Origin of the sequence: Pseudomonas sp. Irchel s3f19 (assembly GCF_900187555.1) — a bacterium.
Classification (GTDB): Bacteria; Pseudomonadota; Gammaproteobacteria; order Pseudomonadales; family Pseudomonadaceae; genus Aquipseudomonas; species Aquipseudomonas capeferrum.
The window spans coordinates 674,610-698,443 of the sequence record NZ_FYDW01000002.1 but is presented as its reverse complement, the minus strand read 5'-3'; the positions used below and the strand labels follow the sequence as shown (position 1 = coordinate 698,443).

Sequence of the window (23,834 nt, the reverse complement as noted above, 5' to 3'; positions counted from 1 at the left end):
AGGGGAGGGCTGTGGGTAGTAATAGAGCAGGTTGGTTCGCCAGGCAATGTTGTCCGGCTGCGCTCACCCTGGTCGCCTGTTGACTTGTCCAAGGACTGTGGTAGCGTTTTACCTGAGCGCGAAACCAGTTGCCATTCAGCGGCAGTAACTGGCGTAGGAACCCCGTCGATGGCTGAATCATCAGCGCAGGGTGAGACCTCCACACCCCGGCTTGAGGGTGTGTATATGAATATCAAGCACCTCTTTCAGGGCTACTGGTTACAGTGGCCCTTTTCTTTGTTCGGCAGAAACGCATAGCGTTTGAAGAGCAGCTCGCCATGGCGATGCTTGTTCAACGCTTTCGCGTCGCACTGCATAAAATTCCACAGCATTTTTCCGCTCTCGAGCGTCACGATCACCAGCATCTGTCGCTTGGTCTCATAGACCCTGATAAATGCCAATCTATGTGTGTCGTTGGTATAGGCGACACTCCACACTTCAAACGGCCCGGTCAAGGTATCCAAGGCTACTTGGGCATAACGTTCCCGGGCATCCTGCCTTTTTTCGACGATGTGACAGATACAGCTGCGCCGAACCTGAACACCTCCCAAGGGCGTCTTGAGAACCACAAAGGCGATAGGTGAGTCGCTAAAGCCGAAGTGCTGAGCGACCAGTTCGATAGCATCGTCATGGGAGTCCGCTGCAGCAATCTCCTCGATAGCTTGAGCACGCATCTCACGGTGAAGTGACCTGAGATCGGGTAGCCCCATATCCAGCCAAGTGCGCTGACACCCTTTCTCAGTGATTTTTGCGGGTGGGGTAGTGACGGTCAAGGAGGTACCTGGTGACAAGCGGAGGGCTGAAGCGATAGGGCTCGACAAGCCTAGGGAGCGGGCAGAGCGCGAACAATCAGAAGGGAATCGACACAGTTCGTAGGGGATTTCCCGATGCGACGCGGTTTCGCAGGTAATGACTGACATCGCAGTAGGACATTGCTGGCATTTCAGAATGCTGAGGCCGCTACGCAAACAAGCCAGCAAATCCATTGCCAACTAATCGTTCACAAAATAGAACGCTAAAGCCAAAAACAGCTATCTACCGCTCCATAGGTGATGGTTTTAATCTTCTCCCATCAACGCGAAACACCCAAATCACTGAAGATCAAAACCCTTAGGAGCAACGACCATGACCCCATTCAAATACAACCGCCTGAACAAAGACGACGCAGCCGTGCTGTTGGTCGACCACCAGGCTGGCCTGCTGTCCCTGGTGCGTGACATCGAGCCGGACGCCTTCAAGAACAACGTGCTGGCCCTGGCCGACCTGGCCAAGTTCTTCAACCTGCCAACCATCCTCACCACCAGCTTCGAGCAAGGCCCCAACGGCCCGCTGGTACCCGAGCTGAAAGCGCTGTTCCCGGACGCGCCCTACATCGCCCGCCCAGGCCAGATCAACGCCTGGGACAACGAAGACTTCGTCAAGGCCGTGAAGGCCACCGGCAAGAAGCAACTGATCATCGCCGGTGTCGTGACTGAGGTGTGCGTAGCCTTCCCGGCCCTGGCAGCCCTGGAAGAAGAGTTCGAGGTGTTCGTGGTGACCGATGCGTCCGGCACCTTCAACGCCATGACCCGCGACGCCGCCCATGACCGCATGAGCCGTGCCGGTGCGCAACTGATGACCTGGTTCGGCGTGGCCTGTGAGCTGCACCGCGACTGGCGCAACGATGTCGAAGGCCTGGCGGCGCTGTGTTCCAACCACATCCCGGACTACCGCAACCTGATGAGCAGCTACAACGCCTTCAACGCCGGCAAGTAACCCGCCACGCCCCCGGGCACCGCCAGTCGGTGCCCGGCAAGGGCAGCACACCCATGCAATCTTCCGCCCGTTCGCCGTTGCACAGTGGATGCGGGCCAGCTCATCCCAAGGAACGCCGATGAACACCGCACTCCAAGACAACCGCAACGTGGTTACCCTGGTCATCCAGCACAAGGTTCGTGCCGAAGCATTGGCAGGCTACGAAGCGTGGCTCAAGCACACGGTCAGCGCCGCACGCCGCCAACCCGGCCACCTCGATGTCAACGTGATCCGCCCGGAAGACGGTGGCCGCCACTTCACCACCGTGGTGCGCTTCAGCGACGCCAGCCTGTTGCAGGCCTGGGTCAACTCCACCGAGCGCCAGACGCTGGTCAGCCAGGTGCTGCCGTTGCTGGAGGAGGGTGACAACACCCAGGTCCACGACGACCCGGAGTTCTGGTTCACCCCGCCGAGCACCACCGCGAAGCAACCGCCGCGCTGGAAGCAGGCACTGCTGACCTACCTGGTGATCTGCCCGATGACCATGATCATCCCGCAACTGCTGGCGCCGTTGTTCGCCCGCGTCCCGCAGCTGGGCGGCCCGATCACCGGCAACCTGATCGTCAACCTGTTCGTCATCCTGCCCGTGGTGTTCTACATCATGCCGTGGGTAACCCGCCGCTGCGCCAACTGGCTGCGTGGCTGAGCCAGCTCCACCCCCCACCCCAAAAGACTTTCAAGGAGATACCGACATGAGCACACTCGTAACCCGCGACGGCACTTCGCTCTATTTCAAGGACTGGGGCAGCGGCAAGCCCGTGCTGTTCAGCCACGGTTGGCCGTTGGATGCCGACATGTGGGACGCGCAGATGGAGTTCCTGGCCAGCCGCGGCTACCGCGCCATCGCGTTCGACCGCCGTGGCTTCGGCCGGTCGAGCCAACCGTGGAATGGTTACGACTACGATACCTTTGCCGATGACATCGCCCAGTTGATCGAGCACCTCGACCTGCGTGAAGTGACCCTGGTGGGCTTCTCCATGGGCGGCGGCGATGTCAGCCGTTATATCGCCCGCCATGGCAACGAGCGAGTTGCCGGGCTAGTGCTGCTGGGCGCGGTGACGCCGGTGTTCGGCAAGCGTGATGACAACCCAGAAGGGGTCGATGCATCGGTGTTCGAAGGCATTCAGGCAGGGCTGCGTGCGGACCGGGCGCAGTTCATCGCTGATTTCGCCACGCCGTTCTATGGTTTGAACCAAGGCCAGCAAGTGTCCCAGGGTGTGCTGACGCAAACCCTGAACATCGCGCTGCTGGCCTCGATCAAGGGCACACTGGATTGCGTGAGCGCGTTTTCCGAGACCGACTTCCGCCCCGACATGGCCAAGATCGAGGTGCCTACCTTGGTTATCCACGGTGACGCGGACCAGATCGTGCCGTTCGAGACCACCGGCAAGAAGGCTGCCGAGTTGATCCGCGGTGCCGAGTTGAAGGTGTATGAAGGCGCGCCGCATGGCTTTGCCGTGACGCATACGCAGCAGCTGAACGAAGACCTGCTGGCGTTCTTGAACCGGTGAAAATCCAGCGGCCGCCTCGCGCCGAGGCCGGCCGCTGCACAAAAGCTGATCAAGGCTAACCTTCACCCACCCACCGCACATCCATCCAAGCCTTGGCCAGGCACGAACCGGCATGCTCCGCAGTTGCGCTTGCCGCCGCCGCACCCAGACGGAGAAGACCATGTCCCAGGACCCCAACGACAAGAGCCGTCGCCAGTTCCTCGCCACCAGCACCGTGCTCGGTGCTGCTGGCGCGCTCTGGTCCGCATTGCCCTTCGCCGGCTCCGCCGGTTCCGCCCATGCATCCACCCAAGGAGGCTCCATGACCGCCGACCTCATCCTGTTCAACGGCAAACTGCACACCGTTGACCGTGAGAAGCCCACCGCCACCGCCGTTGCCATCAAGGACGGCCGCTTCATTGCCGTCGGCAGTGACGCCGACGCCATGGCCCACAAAAGCGCCGCCACGCAGATCATCGACCTCAAGCAGCGTACTGTCATCCCGGGCCTGAACGACTCCCACCTGCACTTGATCCGTGGTGGCCTGAACTACAACCTGGAGCTGCGTTGGGAAGGCGTACCGTCGGTAGCCGATGCCCTGCGCATGCTCAAAGACCAGGCCGCCCGTACCCCAACCCCGCAGTGGGTGCGTGTGGTCGGTGGCTGGAACGAATTCCAGTTCGCTGAAAAGCGCATGCCGACCTTGGAAGAAATCAACCAGGCCGCGCCCGATACCCCGGTGTTCCTGCTGCACCTGTACGACCGCGCACTGCTCAACCGCGCTGCGCTCAAGGCCGTGGGCTACACCAAGGACACGCCGAACCCGCCAGGTGGCGAGATCCAGCGCAACAAATTCGGCGAGCCGACCGGCATGCTCATCGCCCGCCCTAACGCGATGATCCTCTACGCTACCCTGGCCAAGGGGCCGAAGCTGCCGCTGGAATACCAGGTCAACTCGACCCGCCAGTTCATGCGTGAGCTCAACCGTCTGGGCCTGACCAGCGCCATCGACGCCGGGGGTGGCTACCAGAACTTCCCCGACGACTATTCGGTGATCCAGGAGCTGGCTGACAAGGGCCAGTTGACCGTGCGCATCGCCTACAACCTGTTCACCCAGAAGCCTAAGGAAGAACTCGACGACTTCAAGAAGTGGACGTCGAGCGTGAAGCTTCACAGCGGCACGGACTTCCTGCGCCATAACGGCGCGGGTGAGATGCTGGTGTTCTCCGCCGCCGACTTCGAGGACTTCCTTGAGCCGCGGCCGGACTTGCCGCAAACCATGGAAGAAGAGCTGGAGCCGGTGGTGCGCCACCTGGTCGAGCAGCGCTGGCCGTTCCGCCTGCACGCTACTTACAACGAATCGATCACGCGCATGCTCGATGTGTTCGAAAAGGTTAACCGGGACATTCCGTTCAACGGCCTGCCGTGGTTCTTCGACCATGCCGAAACCATCACCCCGGAAAACATCGAGCGCGTGCGCGCCCTGGGCGGGGGCATCGCCATCCAGGACCGTATGGCCTTCCAGGGTGAATACTTCGTCGACCGCTACGGTGCCAAGGCAGCCGAAAAGACACCGCCGATCCAGCGCATGCTCGACATGGGTGTGCCGGTCGGGGCCGGTACCGACGCAACCCGCGTCTCCAGCTACAACCCGTGGACTTCGTTGTATTGGTTGGTCAGCGGCAAGACCGTTGGCGGCATGGCGCTGTACCCGGAAGGCCTGAGCCGCGACACCGCGCTGCAGTTGTTCACTCAGGGCAGCGCCTGGTTCTCCAGTGAGCAGGGCAAGAAAGGCCAGATCAAGGTGGGCCAGCTGGCCGACCTGGCGGCGTTGTCGCTGGACTTCTTCAGTGTCGATGAAGAGGCGATCAAGGGCATCGAGTCGGTGCTGACCCTCGTCGATGGCAAGGTCGTGTACGGCGCCGGCGAGTTCGACAGGCTCGGCCCGCCGCAGGTGCCAGTACTGCCGGAATGGTCGCCGGTGGCCAAGGTGCCGGGGCACTGGCGGGTGGGTACGCCATCGCTGGCCGCAGCGGTGCACCAGTGCAGCGGCCCGTGTGGGGTGCATGCGCACAGCCATGAAAAGGCGCGGCATTCCAGCGTGCCGGTGAACGATTTCCAAGGGTTCTGGGGGGCGCTGGGTTGTTCGTGCTTCGCGTTCTGAGTTGATGTGAAGAAGGGGCCTGCAGAGGCCCCTTTTTTTGCTTGAGTGAATTATCGGCTCAGTTCAGAAGCTGCCTTTGAGTGGGTATTCGATGATCAGGTAGAGGCGGTCGATATCGTCGCCCGCCTGGGCTTGGTTGGCGCGATGGGTGACGTGGGAAAGCGCCAGGCTGAGGTCTTTGGCGACGCCGGACTGCACCACATACCTGAGGTCGATATCGCGTTCCCAGTGGCGCCCGCCCTGGCCCTGTTGCGCCGCGTAGGCGCCGCTTGCCGGGGCATGCGTGCCGTCGACCCCGCGGCCACTGACGTAGCGGCCCATCAGGCTCAGGCCGGGCATGCCAAGGGTGGCGAAGTCGAGGTCATAGCGCAGCTGCCATGAGCGCTCGCCCGGGCCGTTGAAGTCGGCGTACTTGATCGAGTTGGCCAGGTAGATCGAGTCGCCAGCGACGAAGTCGAAGGGGGTGTCGCCTTCGACCTTCTGGTAGGCGAGGGTCAGGGCCTGGGCACCGAAGCTGTACTTGCCCGCCAAGCTGAAGGCAAGGGTGTCGATGGCGCCGGCGCTGGCGTTGCCGGTATTACGGCTCTTGTAGAGGTTGCCGTCCAGGCGCCAACTGCCTTCGGCCAGGTTGAGATTGAGGTAGGCCTGGCGCCAGGTGTCTTGCAGTTGGCTGGCGTACAGCGCGCCGCCGAACGGGCCATCGGCTGCGAACGTGGCGCCGGCCAGGCTGATGGCGCGGCCATGGGTGGTGGCGCCGTAGCCTGTAAAATCGTCGTGGGTCGAGCTGTTGTCCTGGTTGTTGAACGCGGTAAAGCGTCCGGCCTCCAGGCGCCAGCCGGGCAGGGCGGTGTTCTCCAGCAACCAGCCGGTGGCGTATTCGGGGTGCAGGCGTTTGTCGCCGGTATCGAACACGGGTGTCTCGACGGTCATCTCGCCATAGCGCAGCAGGGTATTGCCCAGGCGCAGCTTGATGGCGGCGCCGGCGCTGGAATAGTCGGACTCGGCACGGCCATCGCTGTCACGCGGCAGCAGCCCGGTACCGGCATGGCCGCGGCCACCGTCGAGCTTGAGGCCGAGAAAGCCATGGGCATCGATGCCGACACCCACAGTGCCTTCGGTGAACCCCGAGCGGATTTCACCGATGAAGCCTTGCGCCCATTCCTGACGGTAGTTCTGGCCGCTGCCGGAAGGCGAGCGGAAGTCGCTGTGCAGGAAGTAGTTGCGGCTGAGCAGCGACCAGCCGGGTTCTTCTGCCTGGCTGAGCGCGGGGCAGAGGGCGAGGGTGGCGAGCAGGGCGCGGCCGGGGCCGTGAGTGGCGCGGATCATGGGGGCTCCGGGATGGATGATCCAGGACTGTGGAGCAAGCGCAGGCGAGGGTCTTGTAAAGGTGTGCTTTCGCGGGTAAACCCGCGAAAGGGCAGTACAGATTCAGGCCATGTCGCTGATGGCGAACTCCTCGGCCAGGTGATCGATCAGCGACCGCACCGACGGCAGCAAGCCGCGTCGCGACGGGAAGATCGCATGCACGATGCCGCAGCGCGGGTGCCAGCCCGGCAACAGCTCCACCAGCCGGCCCTCGGCCAGGTCCTCGCGCACGGCTACCCGGGGCAGGTGCGCAATGCCCACACCGGCCACCACGAAATGGCGCAAGGCAAACAGGTCGTCGGTGACCATGCGCGGTGTGTGCGGGATCACGATGCTGTGGCTTTGGTCTTCCCCTTGGAACAGCTCCCACTGGTACTCACGTTGGGCGCTGCCCCAGTGCACGCTGGGCAGCTGGCCGAGCATCTGCGGGTCGAAGCCCTTGGGCAGTTGCTCCCGGTATTGCGGCTGGCCGACCAGGCACTGGGTACTGTTGCTCAGCACCTTCATCACCATGTCGGTGTTTTCCAGCGGCGGAAAGCGCACGCGCAGCGCCACGTCGAAGCCTTCATGCAGCAGGTCGACGCGGCGGTTGGTACTTTCGATGAACAGCTCTACCTGCGGGTACTTGAGCATGTAGCGCGTCAGCATCGGCCCGACCCAGGAGTTGAGCAGGGTGGTCGGGCAGCTGATGCGCACCAGCCCGCGCGGCTCGCTGCGGTTGCGTTCGATGATCTCCGCCGCGCCCTCGGCCTCCACGCGCATGGCCAGGCAACGGTTGTAGTAGGCCTGGCCGATTTCGGTCAGCGAGCAATGCCGGCTGGTGCGGTGCAGCAGGCGTACGCCAAGACGCTCTTCAAGGTCTGCGATACGCCGGCTGAGCTTGGACTTGGGCATGTCCAGCGCGCGACCTGCCGGGGCGAAACCGCCGTGCTCCACTACCTGGGTGAAGTAGTAGAGGGAGTTGAGGTCTTCCAATGATCGTTCTCCGGGTGGAACGGTAAGGGCAGTTTCGCAGTTTAACGGTTTAATCTGTGGGGCTGGTTAATGGCTTCTAGGCGCCTGTCGATAGGCGTTCAAGGCCTATGAAGTCGAGCGCCGCCCGCGCGGCGCTCGATCTCTATGGCGACAAATCACCTAACGGCGAGCGCTCCAAGCCTCAATCCACAACTCAATCCGCATCCGAATCAAACAACCGCTCCAGTTCCACCCGCGCTTCCTTGGCTGTCTGCATCACCTTGGCCCGGTCATCACGCACCTGCCCTTGGGCTACCAGCACTTCTTCGTCGTGTTGGGTAAACCGGGCGATGCGATCCGCCGCTTGTTCATCACTCAACCCTAACCCCACCAGCGCACGGCGGGTCATCTCCAGGCTCGAATAGAACGTCTCGCGAATCGGCTCGGCGCCTACATCGATCAGCTTGTGCACATGCTGGCGGTTACGCGCGCGGGCCAGCACTTTCAGGTGCGGGTACAGGCGCTTGACCCGCTCCGCCGTGCGGGTGGTGACTTCCGGGTCGTCGGTGGTGATGACGAAGTACTCGGCCTCGCCCACCTTGGCCGCATGCAACACCTCGGCGCGCAAGGGGTCGCCGTAGAACACTGGAGCCTGCTCGAACATGCGGGTCATCTCGATGGCGTCCACCGAAGTTTCCAGGGCGATGAAGGGGATCTTCTGGGCGCGCAGGATGCGCGAGACGATCTGCCCCATGCGGCCCATGCCGACGATGACCACACGCGGGGCGTCGGTCTGGATCTGCTTGTACTGCTCCGGCACTTCACGCTGCGGCTGCGGGCGCTTGAGGGCGCGGGCGCAGCCGAGCATCAGCAGGGGGGTGAGGGCCATCGACAGGGTGATGGTCATCATCAGCAGGTCGTAGGTCTGGGTGTCGAACAAGCCCTGGTCCTTGCCCAGCTTGAACACCACGAAGGCGAACTCGCCACCCGCCGCCAGCACCATCCCCAGGCGCAGGGCGCTGGCGCTGTTGAGGCCGCCGGCCAGTCGGCCGACCACGATCAGCAAGGTCAGCTTGACCGCGATCAGCAGCAGGGTCAGGCCCAACAGCACCAGCGGCATTTCCAGCAGCAGGCTCAGGTTGGCGCCCATGCCGACACTGATGAAGAACAGCCCCAGCAGCAGCCCCTTGAACGGTTCGATCTGCGACTCCAGCTCGTGGCGGTACTCCGAGTCGGCCAGCAACAGGCCGGCGAGGAAGGCGCCCAGGGCCATGGAAATGCCGGCCTCTTCCATCAGCCAGGCGGTACCGATCACCACCAGCAGCGCGGTGGCGGTGGAAACCTCCGGCAGGCCGGTACGGGCGACGATGCGAAACACCGGGCGCAGCAGGTAACGGCCGCCGACGATGACCACGGCGATACTGGCGAATACCTTTAGTGCATGTTCGAGGCTGTCACCGTGACTGGTATCCGGACCGCTGGCGGCCAGCAGCGGGACCAGGGCGATCAGCGGGATGGCCGCGATGTCCTGAAACAGCAGAATGGCGAACGCGAGGCGACCGTGCGGCGCGTTCAGCTGCTTGCTTTCGGCCAGGCTCTGCAGGCCGAGGGCGGTCGATGACAGCGCCAGGCCCAGGCCCAGTACCAGGGCCGCCGGCAATGACTGGGCAAAGCCAAACAGGGCGATGGCGCCGATCACCGCACCGGTCAGCAACACCTGCGCAGCCCCCACGCCGAACACTGACTTGCGCATCAGCCACAAGCGTTTGGGTGACAGCTCCAGGCCGATGATGAACAGCAGCAGAACAACGCCCAGTTCAGAAATGTGCGCGACGCTCTCGGTATCGCGGATCAGCCCCAGCGCCTGCGGGCCGATGGCCACGCCAGCCAGCAGGTAGCCGATCACCGCGCCCAGTTGCAGGCGCTTGGCCAAGGGGACGGCAAGGACGGCGGCGAAGAGGAAGATCACCGCGGTTTGCAGAAGGCTGCCTTCGTGTGGCATTGGCTCGAACTCCATGAGCTGCCGGGGCAGCGTTAGAACAGTGTGGCGGACAATTCTGGAGGTGGAGGGGGTGTTAGACAATCTGGCTGGAAGGAGAAACATTGTCTCGCCAGGCGGGACAGTGATGATCCTCCACACGTGTATCTGTCAGCCGCCACCAAACTGCGCCCGGTACTGCGCTGGTGTCATGCCGATGCGCTCGCAAAACACCTTGCGCATATGCCGATCACTGCCAAACCCACACTGTGCTGCCACCACCTTCAACGGCAGGTCGCTGCCCTCGAGCACTTTGCGTGCCTGATCGATACGCGCATTCTGCAGGTACTGCAGCGGGGTGATGCCGACCTCGCGCTGGAAGGTCCGGGCAAAATTGCGGCTGCTCATCGCCACCAGGTCGGCCATCTTGCGCACGGTAAACGGCTGGTCGATATGGTCGACGATATAGGCCTGCACCCGCGCGGTCGGCGAGTCGTCGCGCGGCACGGCCGCCAGCAACGGCCCGTAAGGTGTCTGCCCGCCCTGGCGATGGCGCGCGACCAGCAGCACTTTGGCCACTTCCAGCGCCAGTGCCTTGCCATGGTCTTCGGCAACTACGGCCAGGGCCAGGTCGATACCTGCCGTGATCCCGCCCGAGGTGATCAGGCAGCGGTCGATCACATAGATCTGTTCGGTTTCGACTTTCGCCTCAGGGAAGGCCCGCGCCAGCCGCTCGACGTAGTTCCAGTGGGTGGTACAGCGATAACCGCCAAGCAGCCCCGCCCGGCCCAGCAAGAACACGCCAGTGCAGATCGCGCCGAAACGCTTGGCCCCACGCACGGCCTGCGTCAGCCAGTGCTCGAGCCCCGGCAGCGCAACGTCGTAGGCGCCTGGGCCTCCGGGTACCAGCAACAGGTCGACGGCTTCCGGCAGCGCCTCAAGGCGCAGGTCAGCGATGACCCTCAGCCCGCATGAGCCGCGCACCACCCCATCGCCGTCGGCCAACGTGATCAGCCGGTATCGCCGCTCGGCGGGCAAGAAGCGGTTGGCAATGGCAAAGGCATCCATGGGGCCGGTGACATCCAGCAACAGCACATCATTGAACAGCACCATCGCCACGGTGCGGTGAGCGCGATTTTCCTGCATACCACTTTCGCCTTTAGTACGGGCCGCCGCTGGCGGCGTGAAGCTGAACAGGCGCGCATCTTAAGGTATCGGTATAGCGGCCAGGGCCAGCAATGCACAATTAAGAACTATTCAGGTTTGGCTCAGGACTTTGTCATGTCCTCGGGGCGAGACTTTCCTCATTGAACAGGAGAGTCGCCATGAGCCCTCTGACGATCTGCAGTACCTCACAGGCGCCGGGCGCGCTGACCCCTGCACGCCTGCGCCAGGCCAAGGAACTGATGCTGCACAGCCCCTTGTCGATCATCGAGATCGCTGGCCTGTGCAACCTCACCCGCAGCCACTTTTCTCGCGCGTTCAAGGTCAACACCGGCTTGTCGCCCCAGGCCTGGCGCCTGCTGGCGCGCATGGAGAAGGCCAAGCGGTTGCTGGTCACCGAGGTGCCGATCACCCATGTCAGCCTCGAATGTGGTTTCTGCGACCAGTCACATTTCACCCGGGCGTTCAGCCGCCTGGTCGGCCAGCCGCCCAAGGCATGGCGGCGGACCAGCCAGAACGCCGCGTCCGGCGCTCATTCTTAAACCATGTTTATCCGTTGGTATACCACCTCCGGATAGTACCGCCCCCGTTTTCCAAGCCCAAATCATCCAAGGAGAAACCCCATGAGCCAACCCGATTACAAGCGCCTGAACAAAGACGACGCCGTGGTGCTGCTGGTCGATCACCAGACCGGCCTGATCTCGCTGGTACAGGACTTCTCACCCAACGAGTTCAAGAACAACGTACTGGCCCTGGGCGACCTGGCCAAGTTCTTCGGCCTGCCGACCATCCTCACCACCAGCTTCGAGCAAGGCCCGAACGGCCCACTGGTACCCGAGCTGAAAGAGATGTTCCCGGACGCGCCGTACATTGCCCGCCCAGGCCAGATCAACGCATGGGACAACGAAGACTTCGTCAAGGCGATCAAGGCGACAGGCCGCAAGCAACTGATCATCGCCGGTGTGGTGACTGACGTGTGCGTGGCATTCCCGACCTTGTCGGCGCTGGCCGAAGGCTTTGAAGTGTTCGTGGTCACCGACGCGTCCGGTACCTTCAACGAGACCGTACAGCAGGCTGCGTGGGTGCGTATGACCCAGGCAGGCGCGCAGATGATGAACTGGTTCTCGGTGGCCTGTGAGCTGCACCGCGACTGGCGCAACGATATCGAAGGGCTGGGTAATCTGCTGTCCCAGCGAATCCCCAACTACCGCAACCTGATGAACAGTTATGCGGTGTTGAGCGCGCGTTGATGTAAGCCTGCTCGGGCCTCTTCGCGGCGGTGCGGCGATCCGACTTACCCGCGAAAAGGCCGCACCAGGCTACACAGGCTTCAATCGCCTGCCCGAACCGGCACAGTTACCCGAATCCTGCACCCGCCCAGCTCTGACGCCTGCGCCTGCAGCTGCCCGCCATGGGCCTGAATCACCGAGCTGCATATCGCCAGCCCCATTCCCAGCCCACCGCTCTTGGTGGTGTAGAAGGCGCCAAACACGCGTTCCAGTTCCTCTGGCGCAATGCCCGGCCCATTGTCGTCGACACAGATCTCCACCTCGTCCTCGACAACGGCACAGGTGATCCGCAATACGCCGTCGTTGCGAAACCCCGCCAGTGCTTCCAGAGCGTTAGTGAGCAAGTTGTAGATCAACTGCTGCAACTGTACCGGGTCAGCCATCATGCTCGTCGCCGCTTGCAACCGGGTTTGCACGTTCACGCCGCATTTCAAGGCCTCCGAGGACGTCAGGCGCACCACTTCCAGGATCAGCGCATCAAGCTTCACCGCCTTGCACTGCATCGGCGACTGTTTGGCCAGCGAACGCAGCGCGCGAACGATGTTGGCCGCGCGCTCGCTGTCTCTGCGGATATCCTCCAGGCCATCGATGGCTTCCTGCAGGTCGGGCTGGTCGCGTTTCAGCCAGCGAAGGCTGGCCGAGGCATTGGCGGCGATACCCAGCAGCGGCTGGCTGATCTCGTGGGCGATAGAGGCCGACAACTCGTTCATCACCTGCAGGTGCGCACTGCGCGCAAGCTCTGCCCGTGAGCGACGCAGCTCGGCTTCCATCTGCGCACGGCTTTGATTGTCTTCGGCCAGGCGGGTATAGAACTTGGCGGTTTGCAGCGACACTGCAGCCTGCGAAGCGAGGATCTCGAGCATGGCCAGGCGCTGCTTGCCAAACAAATTGGGCACCAGGCGGTTTTCCAGGTAGACCAGGCCGATAAGCACGCCTTGCAGCAGCAGCGGAAGGCACAGCACCGAGCGGGCGTTGCGCGCGTGCAGTTCCTGGCGGAAGGCTTCCGGGCAGTCGCACTGGGCATCGTTGAGCACCAGTGGCTTCTTGGTGCGCAGGGTGGCGTTGATGATCGACAGCGGGGCCTGGGTCATGAACTTCTGGCAGTTGTCCATGCGCACTTGTAAACCGGCGTCGTCGATGTAGGCCAGCGCAGCCATCTGGAACTCGGCGCCGCTGACGATCAGCAAGGCGCCGTGATCGGCACCGGAGTGCTGGGTCAGGTGCCCCATCAGGGTTTCGATCAGGCCCTCCAGCAGCACTTCTTCGGACAATGCGCGCGCGGCCTCGAGGCCGACTTCCAAGTCCAGCCGGGCCTGGCTGGCAGAGCGGTAGGTCTCCTGCACGGGCTGAGTGCGCAGGAAGGGGTGCAGGGTTTCGAGCTGGCGTACCTTGCCCGTGGCGCCCCAGATGTGGAAGCAGTCGCGGGCTATACGCAGGTGCAGGTTGGCACCGGAGATCAACCCGCTGGGGATGCACACTTCGGCCAGTTGCTCGTGGGCGAGGGCCTGCTCATGGATGAACCCGGCGGCCGTAGCTGCGATCTGGGCCTGGTCGAAGCAGCGGATGGCGGATAGGCCGTCACCGCTGAGCTTGGCAATCACACCCTCGATCAGCAGCAGCTTGCTGCGGAAGGTGACCGGGTTGAAGCCCGACCATGCCGCGAAGCGTTCGCGCAGTTCGTGCAGTGCGGCCAATTTGCCCATCGCGGTGCCGGGGGCCTCTGGGCTGCCCAGGGTCAGGCCGCAGAACAGGTGGTAGTCGGCCAGGTTGATGTGGGCGGGGGCGGCCCAGGCATGGCTGCCGGCGCTGGCAAGTTGGCGTACAGCCTGTTTGATGTCGCCCAGGTAGAAGGCCGACATGCCAGTGAAGAGGTGCTTGAAGAACAGTGTTGTGCAGGATTTTATGGCGTGTACGGTGGCGTCGGCAGGCGCTTCGCACGCCGACCGCGAGGCAAGGCCGCTCCTGCCGCCGCTGCCGATCATGGCGGCGACGAATGCCTGCTGGGCCAGGAGGATATGTTCGACATCGCTGTAGCCGTAGCCGCGAACGGTGAGCAAACCTTGCGCCACTTCGCCGCCGACTTCCTGCAAATGGTGGCCCATGAACAGCGAGTCGGAAACCAGGTGATTGCGGGCATAGCAGGCCATCGCCAGGTCGCCGCTCAGGCGCGTCGAGTCGAGCGCCTCCAGTGCCGTGCGTCGGGCGTACTCCATGGGGGCGGTCCAGGCGCTGACCTGGTCCAGGGCAAGCAGGGCGCTGGTCAGGTCCGCCTCGAAAGCGTGCCGTTCGATCAGCTTGAGCGCCGCCAGGCAGTAGGCATGGCCATCGTGGTAGGCGCCAAAGCGTTCGGCAGCCATCACACCGAACCAGGCCAGACCATAGGTGCTGCCAGGGGCCACGCCGTGCAGCAACGACAGCTCCATGATCTTGGCAAGGTGCAGAAAACAGATATCGTCCTTGACGAAAAACGATGACGACAGCGTCGCCAGCAACGCGATCGCCACGGCCACTTCTTCCGAGTCGGTTTTGGGCAGCGACTCTAGGCAGTGCTGACCCTTGTCTTCGATCAGGGCATGCACGCGGCCATAGGCGGCCTCGACCAGATCGGGGTTGGAACCCTGTACCAGCGTGACGCCCAGCAGCTCAAGGCCACTGATGGCGCAGGCGATGGCCGTCGGGTAATCCGAGCGCAGGGTATGTAAGCGGGCCTCAAGCTTGCAGACACGCGCCTTGTCCAAAGCCGATTGCGCACGCAGGTGGCATTCGCGGATGCGGGCTTCGGCCTGCGGCATCCGCGACAATTGCATGTCGCACTCCGCCGCCAGGCAGGCGATGGCAAGCGCATGGGTTGCCTGGGTGCCAGGTGCAGCGCTCAGGCGCAACAGTTCGTCGGCGGCATGCAGGTAGCCGGCCGTCTGCTCGTAGGCGGCGCTGTCACGCGCCCTCAGCGCAGCTTCTTGCAGTAGCAGCACAAACACCTCGCAGTCGCAGGCCTCGAATGCTCGCGGGCTGGCCTGTTGTACCTGGTTGGCGATCTCGAACACGGCCTCGTGCAGCGTCGCCTGCCAGGCTTCGCGCATGGCGTGGGCAATGTGCGCATGCAAGGCCGGCCGCTCTCGTGAGGGCGTGAGTGCGTAGGCGGCTTGCAGTACGCGATCATGGGAAAACCTCAGGCCCTTTTGCCCCGGCAGCAGGAAACCTGCGGCAATCAAGGCTTTGAGCTGTTCGGCCAGGTGCGTGGCGGGCAGTGGCAGCATGCTGCGCAGCAGTGGCTCATCGCATCGGCCACCCGCCGCGCTGGCCACGCGCAGCACATCGCGCTGGGCCGAGGGCAGGCGCGCCAGGCGATGGACCATCAGGTCGGCGACGTTGTCGGCATAGCGGTGTTGCGCCACCGCCGACAGTGACCAGGACCAGCGCATGGTCTGGGTGTCGAAGGTGAACAAGCGGTCCTCGACCATCGCCCCGAGGATCTGGTGAATGAAGAACGGGTTGCCAGCGGTCTTGGCGTGCACCAGCTCGGCGAGTTGCAGCGCGGCCTCAGGTGCGGCGTGGTAGCGTTCGCCGATCATCTCCATCACCGCGCCGACAGTAAGGGGGCGAAGGTCGAGCGTGGTGCTGCGGATGGACACAGGGGGCACACAGGGCTTGCTGTCGGGTGCTGCGTCGCTGCGCCGGGCAAAAATCAGCAGCAGGTTGCCGGGCGCTTGCTCAAGCAGTTCGTCCAGCAGGTGCAGCGTGGCGTCGTCAGCCCATTGCATGTCATCGAAAAACAGTGCCAATGGGCGCCCGGGGCGGCTGAACACCTGCAGGAACTCGACCACGGCGCGCAGTTCTTTTTGCAGTGCCAGCCGCGTGGGTTTGTCGGGGAGCTCGGCCGTGGGGCCGATCACCAGCTTGAGGTCCGGGGCCAACTTGCCGAGCAGCCGGCCACGGCCTTTGATGCGCCGCAGAATTTCACGGCGTAGCAGCTCCAGGTCATCACTGTTCTTGGCCAGCAGTTGGGTGGTCAGTGACCCGAGGATTTCGATCCAGGGCCCGTAGGGCACCGCTCGCTCCAGGCTGTTGCACGTGCCGCTGGCCCAGTATCCCTCGGCGCTGCCCTTGAGTGCCGCCTGAACCAGGCTCGACTTGCCCATGCCCGTGGCGCCTTTGATGAACAGGGCCTGGGATGTGCTGTCCCGGCGCAGTGCCTTGAGCAGCAGGGTGATGACCTTCTGCTCGGCAGAGCGGCCATAGAGGCGGTCGTGGCTGGGGGAAAGGGGGTCGGCGCTGCCGGGTTGGAAATCTGCGATGGCCTGGCCCGCACGCCACTGCCGCTGACAATGGCCAAGGTCGACCGCCAGCGCGCGGGCAGTCTGGTAGCGGGCATCGGGCTCTTTGGCCAGGGCCTTGGCGAGGATGCGGCTGAGCGGCTGCGGTACCCGGTTGTCGACGTCGATGGCCGCCCGCGGTTGAACGCCGGCATGCAGCTGGCGCCAGTGCGGTTTGTCGCGCCCGGCCAGCGGCAGCTCGCCCAGCAACAGCTGGTACAGGATGGCGCCGAGCGCATAGATATCGCTGCGTTGATCGCAGCTGGAGCCGTGTGGGCAGATCTGTTCCGGTGCCAGGTAGCTCCAGGTGCCGAGGGGGGTGCCTGGTTCGCTGATCAACGCCGGCACATCGGCGCAGAAACAGCCAAGCCTGACCCGATGCGCGTGTTGCACGCAGATGTGCGCGGGCTGCAAGGCACCGTGCAGAACATTGCTTTCGTGTGCCAGCGCCAGTGCCGAGGCGGCGTTGACGGCGATGTCGAGGAAGCTGGGGAGCGCTGCGGGGCCTTGGGCAATCAGGTCGGCGACCGAGCGGCCCGCCGGATAGACCAGCAGCGGCCCTTCGGCCGAACGCAGATAGGCCGAGGGGATCACCGCCCACTGTGGGTCGAGGCGCAGACGATAAGCGCGCTCCAGGTGCTGGCAGGCAGCAGGCGACTCAAGGGGCGCGCGTACGGCGAGCCACGACTGACCTGTGCCGGGGTCACGCAGGCGGAAGTAGGTCAGATCACCTTCCTGCCCCAGGCGCGTGATGTCGCACCGGTTCAACCAGCCCTCGTCGATCGACGGGTCATAATCGATGGGCCTGCAAGCGAGGCGTTCATCGAGCATCAAGCACCCCCTGCTAACGACATCCAAGGGCGCGAGTATACGCAGCGAGCACCGTGCGCATGCCCGGGCCAGACGGCTTGGCAGGAACGGGAACCATCTTGACCGTTATCGCCCCCTCGGCTGCGGCGGGTGCTTGTATAGTCCAAGGGCCGACCTATCCCTCGGGATAATTGTATGAATGTGGACGGTGGCCTAGATTGCATGGGGCTGCGCAACCGCCCGGACCCGTGAGATTCGAGACGACCATGATCCGATTTGGCAATGCCCAGGTGTCGCTGGAGCGACGAGAAGCGTTTCTCGACGGCAAGCCGATTACGTTGGGCGGGCGCGCCTTCGAAGTGCTGGCGACGCTGATTCGCGCCAAAGGCCGGGTGGTCGGCAAGGACGAGCTGTTCAGCCAGGTCTGGGCCGGCACCGTGGTCGAGGACAACAACCTGCAGGTGCAGATCTCTTTGTTGCGCAAGGCGTTTGGCGACCGCGGCCTGATCCAGACCGTGCCTCGCCGGGGCTATCGGCTGGCGGCTGAAGTCGCGCTCGACCTACCGGCGAAGGACATTGGGCGCGCGTTGCGACCTGTCGACCTCGATACCGCTGACGCAGCGGGTGACTGCTCGGCCGTGCCCGTGCTGGTGGTAGATGACGACCCTTCGGTGCTCAATGCCCTGGGCCGGCTGTTGCGCTCGCACGGCATTTTGCATCGGCTGTACGCCTCGGCTGAGGCGCTGCTTGAAGCCGATTCGCACGTGCCCTGTGCCTGCTTGTTGCTGGACATGAACCTGCCTGAGGCCAGTGGGCTGGAGCTGCAGGCGATATTACGTCGGCTCGACCTGCCATGGCCGGTCGTGTTCATGACCGGCCACGGCACCATCCCCATGACTGTTCAGGCCATGCGTGCAGGTGCGGTGGAGTTTCTGACCAAGCCTTTTGATGAAGCGCAGTTGCTGGCATTGCTGACGGCACTGCGTGCCCGCGCGCTGGCGGCCGGGCGCACGTGGCGGCATGCTCGGCAGGTTCGGGAAAAGTACGGGCGGCTCACGCAACGCGAGCGCCAGGTGTTCGCGCTGGTGGTCAGCGGGTTGTCGCACAAACAGATTGCCAAGGAGATCGGCACCAGCGAGGTGACGACCAAGGTGCACAAGAAGAACATCATGAACAAGTTGCAGTCCCGCTCGCTGGTCGAACTGGTGGCCATGCACAACGTGCTAGAGGCGCGTGTCGAGGGCCAGGGCGCCGCATGAAGCCACAGGGGGCAAACGACAGGGTGTGGGTGTGCATCGTCGATGACGATGCGTCTGTACGTAAAAGCCTGGCCAACCTGCTGCGGGCGACAGGCTTTGGGGCACTGCTGTTCGGGTCGGGCGAAGAGTTTCTGGCCTCGACGCTGGCGCGTGACGCCGGGTGCGCGTTGCTCGATCTGAGGATGCCCGGGCTGACTGGGCTGGAAGTGCTGCGTGAGCTGGCACACCTGGGCTGGCGTTTGCCGGTGATCTGCATGTCGGCGCATTGGGATGATACGACGCTAGAAGCGTCGCTGCGCCAGGGGGCGGTCGCCTACCTGGCCAAACCGTTTTCCGAAGAGGCGTTGCTGGCGGCGGTACAGGCCGCAATGACCGACCTGTAGGAGCGGCCTTGCGTCGCAATGGGCCGCAAAGCGGCCCCCAAAACCCAAGCCCGTGTCAGCTACCAGGCCGATACTGCAACGCCTCGCCCAGATGCCCTCGGGCAATCGACGCCACGCCCTCCAGGTCCGCCAGCGTGCGCGCCACTTTCAGCAGCCGATGGGCAGCGCGCAATGACAAGTTCAATCGCTCGCAGGCAGTCTCCAGCCAAGCCTGGTCGGCCGCCTCCAGCAGGCAATGGCTGCGCAAACCGTTGAGGTCGAGAAACGCATTGGCGCACCCTTGCCGACGTTGCTGCAGGTCGCGCGCCTCGGCCACCCGCTCGGCGACCGCAGCGCTGGTGTCGCCGCTGGGTTGGTTGTTCAGCGTGGTGGTTTCGCGCGCCACGGTCAGGTGCAGGTCAATGCGGTCCAGCAGCGGCCCCGACAGCTTGTTGCGATAACGCTGGACCTGGTCGGTGCTGCAGCGGCAGCGGCCGCTCGGGTCGCCGAGGTAGCCGCAAGGGCAGGGGTTCATCGCCGCCACCAGCTGAAAACGCGCCGGGAAGCGCACTTTGTCCCGCGCCCTGGCAATCACGATCTCGCCGGACTCGAGCGGTTCGCGCAGTACCTCCAGCACGCGCCGCTCGAATTCCGGCAACTCATCGAGAAACAGCACACCATGATGAGCCAGGGTGATTTCGCCCGGCTGTGGCCGGCTGCTGCCGCCCACCAGTGCAGGGCCTGAGGCCGAGTGGTGCGGGTGGCGGAAAGGGCGCTGTGGCCAGCTGTTCAGCGGCGCATGGCCGCTGACCGACTGAATGGCCGCCACCTCCAGCGCCTCGCGCTCGTCCAGCGGCGGCAACAGCCCTGGCAAGCGGCTGGCGAGCAAGGTCTTGCCAGTGCCGGGCGGGCCGGTGAACAACAGGTTGTGCGCCCCGGCTGCGGCCAGCAGCAATGCACGCTTGGCCGCCACCTGGCCCTGTACCTCGCTGAGGTCGGGGTAGGGCCGGCTGTTCAATACCAGGCCATTGGCGGCATAGGGCGCTAACGGTACCTGGCCGTTCAGGTGGGCGACCAGTTCCAGCAGGTGCCCGATGGCATACACCACCAGCCCACCTGCAAGGCTGGCTTCTTCGGCGTTTTCGCGTGGTACCACCAATGCCCGACCCGCATCCCTTGCCGCCAGCGCCGCCGGCAACACGCCCTGCACAGGGCGCAGTTGCCCGGACAGCGCGAGCTCGCCCAGGCACTCGATGTCGCAGAGGGGGGCCACCGGGACCTGGCCACTGGCGGCCAGAATGCCCAGGGCAATGGCCAGGTCATAGCGCCCGCCATCCTTGGGCAGGTCGGCGGGCGCCAGGTTCTGGGTGATGCGCCTTGCCGGGTAGTCCAGGCCTGAGTTGACGATGGCACTGCGCACCCGGTCTTTGCTTTCCTTGACCGTGGTTTCGGGCAGGCCGACCAGGGTGAGGTGGGGGAGCCCGTTGGCCAGGTGGGTTTCGACGCTGACCGCCGGTGCCTGCACGCCTACCTGGGCGCGGCTGTGGACGAGGGCAAGTGACATGGACGCTCCGTTGTCGCTGAAAAGGGCCGCTTCCTGCGGCTTGGGCAAGGTTAGCGGGCAAAGTGGCAATCAGCGCAAGAAGTGTGCGTCCTGGTTTTTCAGGTCAGGGTTTTCTCCTGGTTTTTCATACAATCTGACAAAAATGGATCCAATAACTTTGCGCAGATCCAGGGTATGGCTTAGTGTTGAAAGGCTACTGCGCTTGCCATGGGATGGCAGCGCCGCTTCCCACAAATGGACTTGAGGTATTGCTCCGTGCAAACGCTCACTCGCACTCGCCAGGCAATCCGAGAACTGGTGCAGGCCAGTGCATTCGTTGAACTCAACCGCTACTTCGACATCCTCGAAGCGCGCTGGCGACAGTCGCCACCCGGCGAGTTTCCTGCCTACCTGGAGGCCGTTGAAGGGCACATGCTGGTCGATTGGGACTGCCAGGGCGACAAGGCCCTGACGCAGGTTCTAAAGGCCTGGATCGACGCCTGCCCCAAGGCCTACCACCCTCAGGTGGTGATGGGCTTGCATTGTTTCAGTCGCGCCTGCGATATCCACGACAGTGCCAATGCCGAGCCCCTCAGTGCCGAGCAGCAGTTGGCGGCCGAGCAGGTTTGCGAGCTCGGCGCCGCGCACCTGTTGCGTGCCATGGGGCGCTCGGCGCAGCCGGTGGCGGCGGCCATCGGCATGCTGCGGCTCAGCGCTCAGTTTGCCGAGCCAGGTTGGTTGCGCGAACTGTTCGACGGCCAGCCGGCACGCTTCAGCCCGAGCGCTCACGCGGATGTGGAGGTGCAGGAGGCTGCGGCGCCGCTGCTGGTGAAATACGGCCTGCTACCCCTGGCCCAAGTGCCACAGACCTTGCCGGCGTGCCTGGGCAAACGTGCCGTGCATGGGCGAGAAGCCGCGCAGCACTATTGGCTGCAGCATGCGCTGGGTGCTTTCCCCGGCTGTTTTGAAGCGATTCAGGCGCATGCCATCTACCTGCTGCCCCGTTGGGGCGGCAGTTACGCGGCAATCGACGGATTGGCTGGTGGCATGCTGTGTGAAGGATGGCGAGAGGAGCAGCGCAATGCGCTGCGCTGGCTGGCTATCGAGGACCAGCTCGAACTGCCGCATGCCGGCCAGGTGCAGTCGATCGCTGCCTGGCAGCAGGTGTTCAAGGGGTGGTCGCTGCGTGCGCTCAGGCCTAGGGAGCGCGCCACCTTGCTGGCATGGCGTGGTGCCTTGCGTGGTTGTGCCCTGCAGGACTACACGGGCGCGCTGCGCGATTTTGCCGTCTGTGTGAACCTTTACCCTGACCTGGGCTTTGTCCCGAGTATCGGCCAGCCCTTTCGTAGTTTTGTCTGCCTCATGCTGTTCCACGGCATGGACGATGACCAGCAGGCATTTCGTAGCGCGATCGAGCGGCTGTGCGAGAGCGGTTCGCACCCGGCTGCCTGTGCGCTGCGGGCGGTGGGGCATGCGTTTGGGCGCTGGGGGTTTGCATGTTCGCCTGAGCAGGCACGTATTTGGTCGCAGCGTGCGGTGAAGCGGCAACTTGGCCGCCAGCGGCCGGATTTCGATGTGCTCGAAGTGCCACGTCTGCTCTGGTCTGCCAATCAGCAAGAGGCCGCCTATTTCCTTTATGAACGCTGTGCCGATCTGAGCCTGCCAGACGCTGCGCTGAGCCTTCATCACCTGCATCGCGGTGCACTGGCCAACACCCCTGGGCACTACCTGGACGCGGATGCGGCCGAATACTGGCTGCTGCGCGCGGTGCAGGCTGGCTGCAAGGTGGCCAAATACACCTTGGCATGCCGGCGTATGCAAAGTGCCGAAGCCTTGAGCGACCGAAGTGCCATGCTGGCAGTGAGGCGGCTATTGAACGATGCGTTGGGCAGTGCGCAGACCGCTGCCGGTGCGCGGCTGCAACTGGGTATTCTGCTGCGGCAGTTTGGCGAGCCGCAGGAGCAGGCCGAGGCCGTCGACTACTTGCTTGGCCTGGTCGAGCACCCGGACGATTGGATTGCCGCCCGTGCCAGCGCAGAGCTGGGGCTGGCCTGGATGCAGGGGCATGGCACACGCAAGCAAAGCCGCTTCGCGGCCATCGAGTGGATCAACCGCGCAGTGGCGTTGCAGCCGGCGGACAACGACATCGAGCATATCCAGGCCGAGATACTCAACTCGCACAACCGGGTGAAAACACTGTTCACCTTGTGCGGTGCCGCTTTGTTTCGGGGGACGCTGCATGCCAGCGAGTTGCCGCCTAAATCGGGCAACCCGGGCGAAGGGCGATTGCAGGCATCGGCCTGAACCTTATGCCTGAGGTGGCGCCATCCGTGCTTCCAGCTCGGCGACCTGTTTCTCCAGGGCTTCCAGGCGAGCGCGGGTGCGGGCGAGGACGACCATCTGGCTGTCGAATTCTTCGCGGCTGACCAGGTCCAGCTTGCTGAAGGCGCCCTGCATCAGCACCTTGAACTGGCTTTCGAGTTCGGCGCGAGGCTGGGCGGAATCGCTGCTGAAAAGGCGCGAGGCCTGGTCGCTCAGGGCGTCGAGGAGGGCTTTGGGCGCGAGCATGTTCGGCTGTCCACTGAATCTGAAAAATGACCCGCAGTGTAGCACGCAGCAAAACACTGTTTTGAGGGCAGGAGCGGGTGAGCCTTGCACATTTTTCGAGCAAGACGCCGACGGGTAGCGCACCGAAATCGTGCATCTTTTTGATGCTGGCGACTGGCCAACGCCGACGCCTTCAAGCAACTCACTGTTTTCTGGTGGTTTAGTGGAACTGGCAAGGTTTCTGCAAAGACCTGTACGAGCCATGCACTGATGCAGTTCCTTGTGACCAGGCAGTGCGCACGCGGAGCCGGATGCCGACGACGCGTTACAAAGCCAACCGCTGCGCTTAGACTTGAGACGGGTTTGTTTTCCTGGGGCAAGTCCACCAAATCGGGAGAGAGTTTCATGAAGCTAGTCACAGCCATCATCAAGCCGTTCAAGCTGGACGACGTGCGCGAGTCGCTGTCGGAAATCGGCGTGCAGGGCATCACCGTCACTGAAGTCAAAGGCTTCGGTCGGCAGAAGGGCCACACCGAGTTGTATCGCGGTGCTGAATACGTGGTCGACTTCCTGCCCAAGGTGAAGATCGACGTCGCCATCGACGACAAGGACCTTGATCGGGTGATCGAAGCCATCACCAAGGCTGCCAACACCGGCAAGATCGGTGACGGCAAGATCTTCGTGGTGAATCTGGAGCAGGCGATCCGCATCCGTACCGGCGAAACCGATACCGACGCGATCTAAGTAACAAAAAAAGCCTCAC

General features: G+C 63.6%; 18 protein-coding genes. 10 read left to right on the top strand and 8 right to left on the bottom strand.

Annotated elements, in window-relative coordinates; all coding sequences use genetic code 11:
• Positions 1 to 251: 251 nt before the first annotated feature.
• The gene (locus CKW22_RS07050; protein WP_227696596.1) at positions 252 to 812 is read right to left on the bottom strand and encodes a PBECR2 nuclease fold domain-containing protein; all 561 of its coding nucleotides are present in this window, start codon (positions 810 to 812) and stop codon (positions 252 to 254) included.
• Between the two features lie 352 nt (positions 813 to 1,164).
• Here CKW22_RS07050 and ycaC (CKW22_RS07045) point away from each other — a divergent pair, with 352 nt between their 5' ends.
• From ycaC (CKW22_RS07045) to CKW22_RS07030, 4 genes are all read left to right on the top strand, one after another.
• Positions 1,165 to 1,794: an isochorismate family cysteine hydrolase YcaC gene (gene ycaC, locus CKW22_RS07045; RefSeq protein WP_033702251.1), complete on the top strand. Its 630-nt coding sequence runs from the start codon at positions 1,165 to 1,167 to the stop codon at positions 1,792 to 1,794.
• Between the two features lie 118 nt (positions 1,795 to 1,912).
• Positions 1,913 to 2,479 (top strand): antibiotic biosynthesis monooxygenase, encoded by a 567-nt coding sequence (locus tag CKW22_RS07040; RefSeq protein ID WP_081874765.1) that lies wholly within the window; start codon positions 1,913 to 1,915, stop codon positions 2,477 to 2,479.
• A 46-nt stretch (positions 2,480 to 2,525) separates the two neighbouring features.
• Positions 2,526 to 3,344 carry an alpha/beta fold hydrolase gene (locus tag CKW22_RS07035; protein ID WP_033702249.1) on the top strand — a complete coding sequence of 273 codons (819 nt, stop codon included), beginning with the start codon at positions 2,526 to 2,528 and terminating at the stop codon, positions 3,342 to 3,344.
• Positions 3,345 to 3,645: 301 nt separating this feature from the next.
• Positions 3,646 to 5,487: an amidohydrolase gene (locus CKW22_RS07030; RefSeq protein ID WP_162181163.1), complete on the top strand. Its 1,842-nt coding sequence runs from the start codon at positions 3,646 to 3,648 to the stop codon at positions 5,485 to 5,487.
• 63 nt (positions 5,488 to 5,550) lie between these two features.
• On the opposite strand, the gene CKW22_RS07025 is transcribed toward CKW22_RS07030, so the two are convergent.
• The 4 genes from CKW22_RS07025 to CKW22_RS07010 all read right to left on the bottom strand — a co-directional run bounded on the left by CKW22_RS07025 (position 5,551) and on the right by CKW22_RS07010 (position 10,930).
• Positions 5,551 to 6,813, bottom strand: coding sequence for an OprD family porin (locus CKW22_RS07025; protein ID WP_095063928.1), 1,263 nt, complete (start codon positions 6,811 to 6,813; stop codon positions 5,551 to 5,553).
• Positions 6,814 to 6,915: 102 nt separating this feature from the next.
• Positions 6,916 to 7,827, bottom strand: a complete 912-nt coding sequence (locus CKW22_RS07020) for a LysR substrate-binding domain-containing protein (protein WP_033702243.1) — start codon at positions 7,825 to 7,827, stop codon at positions 6,916 to 6,918.
• 193 nt (positions 7,828 to 8,020) lie between these two features.
• On the bottom strand, positions 8,021 to 9,808 hold the full coding sequence (locus CKW22_RS07015; RefSeq protein WP_033702242.1) for a monovalent cation:proton antiporter-2 (CPA2) family protein: 1,788 nt from the start codon (positions 9,806 to 9,808) through the stop codon (positions 8,021 to 8,023).
• A 147-nt stretch (positions 9,809 to 9,955) separates the two neighbouring features.
• The gene (locus CKW22_RS07010) at positions 9,956 to 10,930 is read right to left on the bottom strand and encodes a GlxA family transcriptional regulator (protein ID WP_033702240.1); all 975 of its coding nucleotides are present in this window, start codon (positions 10,928 to 10,930) and stop codon (positions 9,956 to 9,958) included.
• A gap of 179 nt (positions 10,931 to 11,109) precedes the next feature.
• Here CKW22_RS07010 and CKW22_RS07005 point away from each other — a divergent pair, with 179 nt between their 5' ends.
• Positions 11,110 to 11,490: an AraC family transcriptional regulator gene (locus CKW22_RS07005; protein WP_052040632.1), complete on the top strand. Its 381-nt coding sequence runs from the start codon at positions 11,110 to 11,112 to the stop codon at positions 11,488 to 11,490.
• An 81-nt stretch (positions 11,491 to 11,571) separates the two neighbouring features.
• On the top strand, positions 11,572 to 12,198 hold the full coding sequence (gene ycaC / locus CKW22_RS07000) for an isochorismate family cysteine hydrolase YcaC (protein WP_033702238.1): 627 nt from the start codon (positions 11,572 to 11,574) through the stop codon (positions 12,196 to 12,198).
• An 80-nt stretch (positions 12,199 to 12,278) separates the two neighbouring features.
• Here the strand turns inward: ycaC (CKW22_RS07000) and CKW22_RS06995 are convergent, their stop codons facing one another.
• Positions 12,279 to 17,381 carry an ATP-binding sensor histidine kinase gene (locus CKW22_RS06995; protein WP_095063927.1) on the bottom strand — a complete coding sequence of 1,701 codons (5,103 nt, stop codon included), beginning with the start codon at positions 17,379 to 17,381 and terminating at the stop codon, positions 12,279 to 12,281.
• 245 nt (positions 17,382 to 17,626) lie between these two features.
• On the opposite strand from CKW22_RS06995, the gene CKW22_RS06990 reads away from it, so the two are divergent.
• Both CKW22_RS06990 and CKW22_RS06985 read left to right on the top strand, forming a co-directional pair.
• A complete protein-coding gene (locus CKW22_RS06990) occupies positions 17,627 to 18,619 on the top strand; it encodes a response regulator (protein ID WP_033702234.1) in 993 nt (330 codons plus the stop codon).
• Positions 18,616 to 19,002 carry a response regulator transcription factor gene (locus CKW22_RS06985; RefSeq protein WP_077068701.1) on the top strand — a complete coding sequence of 129 codons (387 nt, stop codon included), beginning with the start codon at positions 18,616 to 18,618 and terminating at the stop codon, positions 19,000 to 19,002. Before CKW22_RS06990 ends, CKW22_RS06985 begins: the two co-directional genes overlap by 4 nt.
• 55 nt (positions 19,003 to 19,057) lie before the next feature.
• On the opposite strand, the gene CKW22_RS06980 is transcribed toward CKW22_RS06985, so the two are convergent.
• The gene (locus CKW22_RS06980; protein WP_033702233.1) at positions 19,058 to 20,545 is read right to left on the bottom strand and encodes a YifB family Mg chelatase-like AAA ATPase; all 1,488 of its coding nucleotides are present in this window, start codon (positions 20,543 to 20,545) and stop codon (positions 19,058 to 19,060) included.
• Between the two features lie 255 nt (positions 20,546 to 20,800).
• On the opposite strand from CKW22_RS06980, the gene CKW22_RS06975 reads away from it, so the two are divergent.
• Positions 20,801 to 22,828 (top strand): DUF4034 domain-containing protein, encoded by a 2,028-nt coding sequence (locus CKW22_RS06975; protein WP_095063926.1) that lies wholly within the window; start codon positions 20,801 to 20,803, stop codon positions 22,826 to 22,828.
• Between the two features lie 3 nt (positions 22,829 to 22,831).
• Here CKW22_RS06975 and CKW22_RS06970 read toward each other — a convergent pair whose 3' ends face one another.
• Positions 22,832 to 23,092 carry an accessory factor UbiK family protein gene (locus tag CKW22_RS06970; protein WP_095063925.1) on the bottom strand — a complete coding sequence of 87 codons (261 nt, stop codon included), beginning with the start codon at positions 23,090 to 23,092 and terminating at the stop codon, positions 22,832 to 22,834.
• A gap of 384 nt (positions 23,093 to 23,476) precedes the next feature.
• Between CKW22_RS06970 and glnK the strand changes: the two genes are divergently transcribed.
• The gene (gene glnK / locus CKW22_RS06965; RefSeq protein WP_002555808.1) at positions 23,477 to 23,815 is read left to right on the top strand and encodes a P-II family nitrogen regulator; all 339 of its coding nucleotides are present in this window, start codon (positions 23,477 to 23,479) and stop codon (positions 23,813 to 23,815) included.
• Positions 23,816 to 23,834 lie beyond the last annotated feature (19 nt).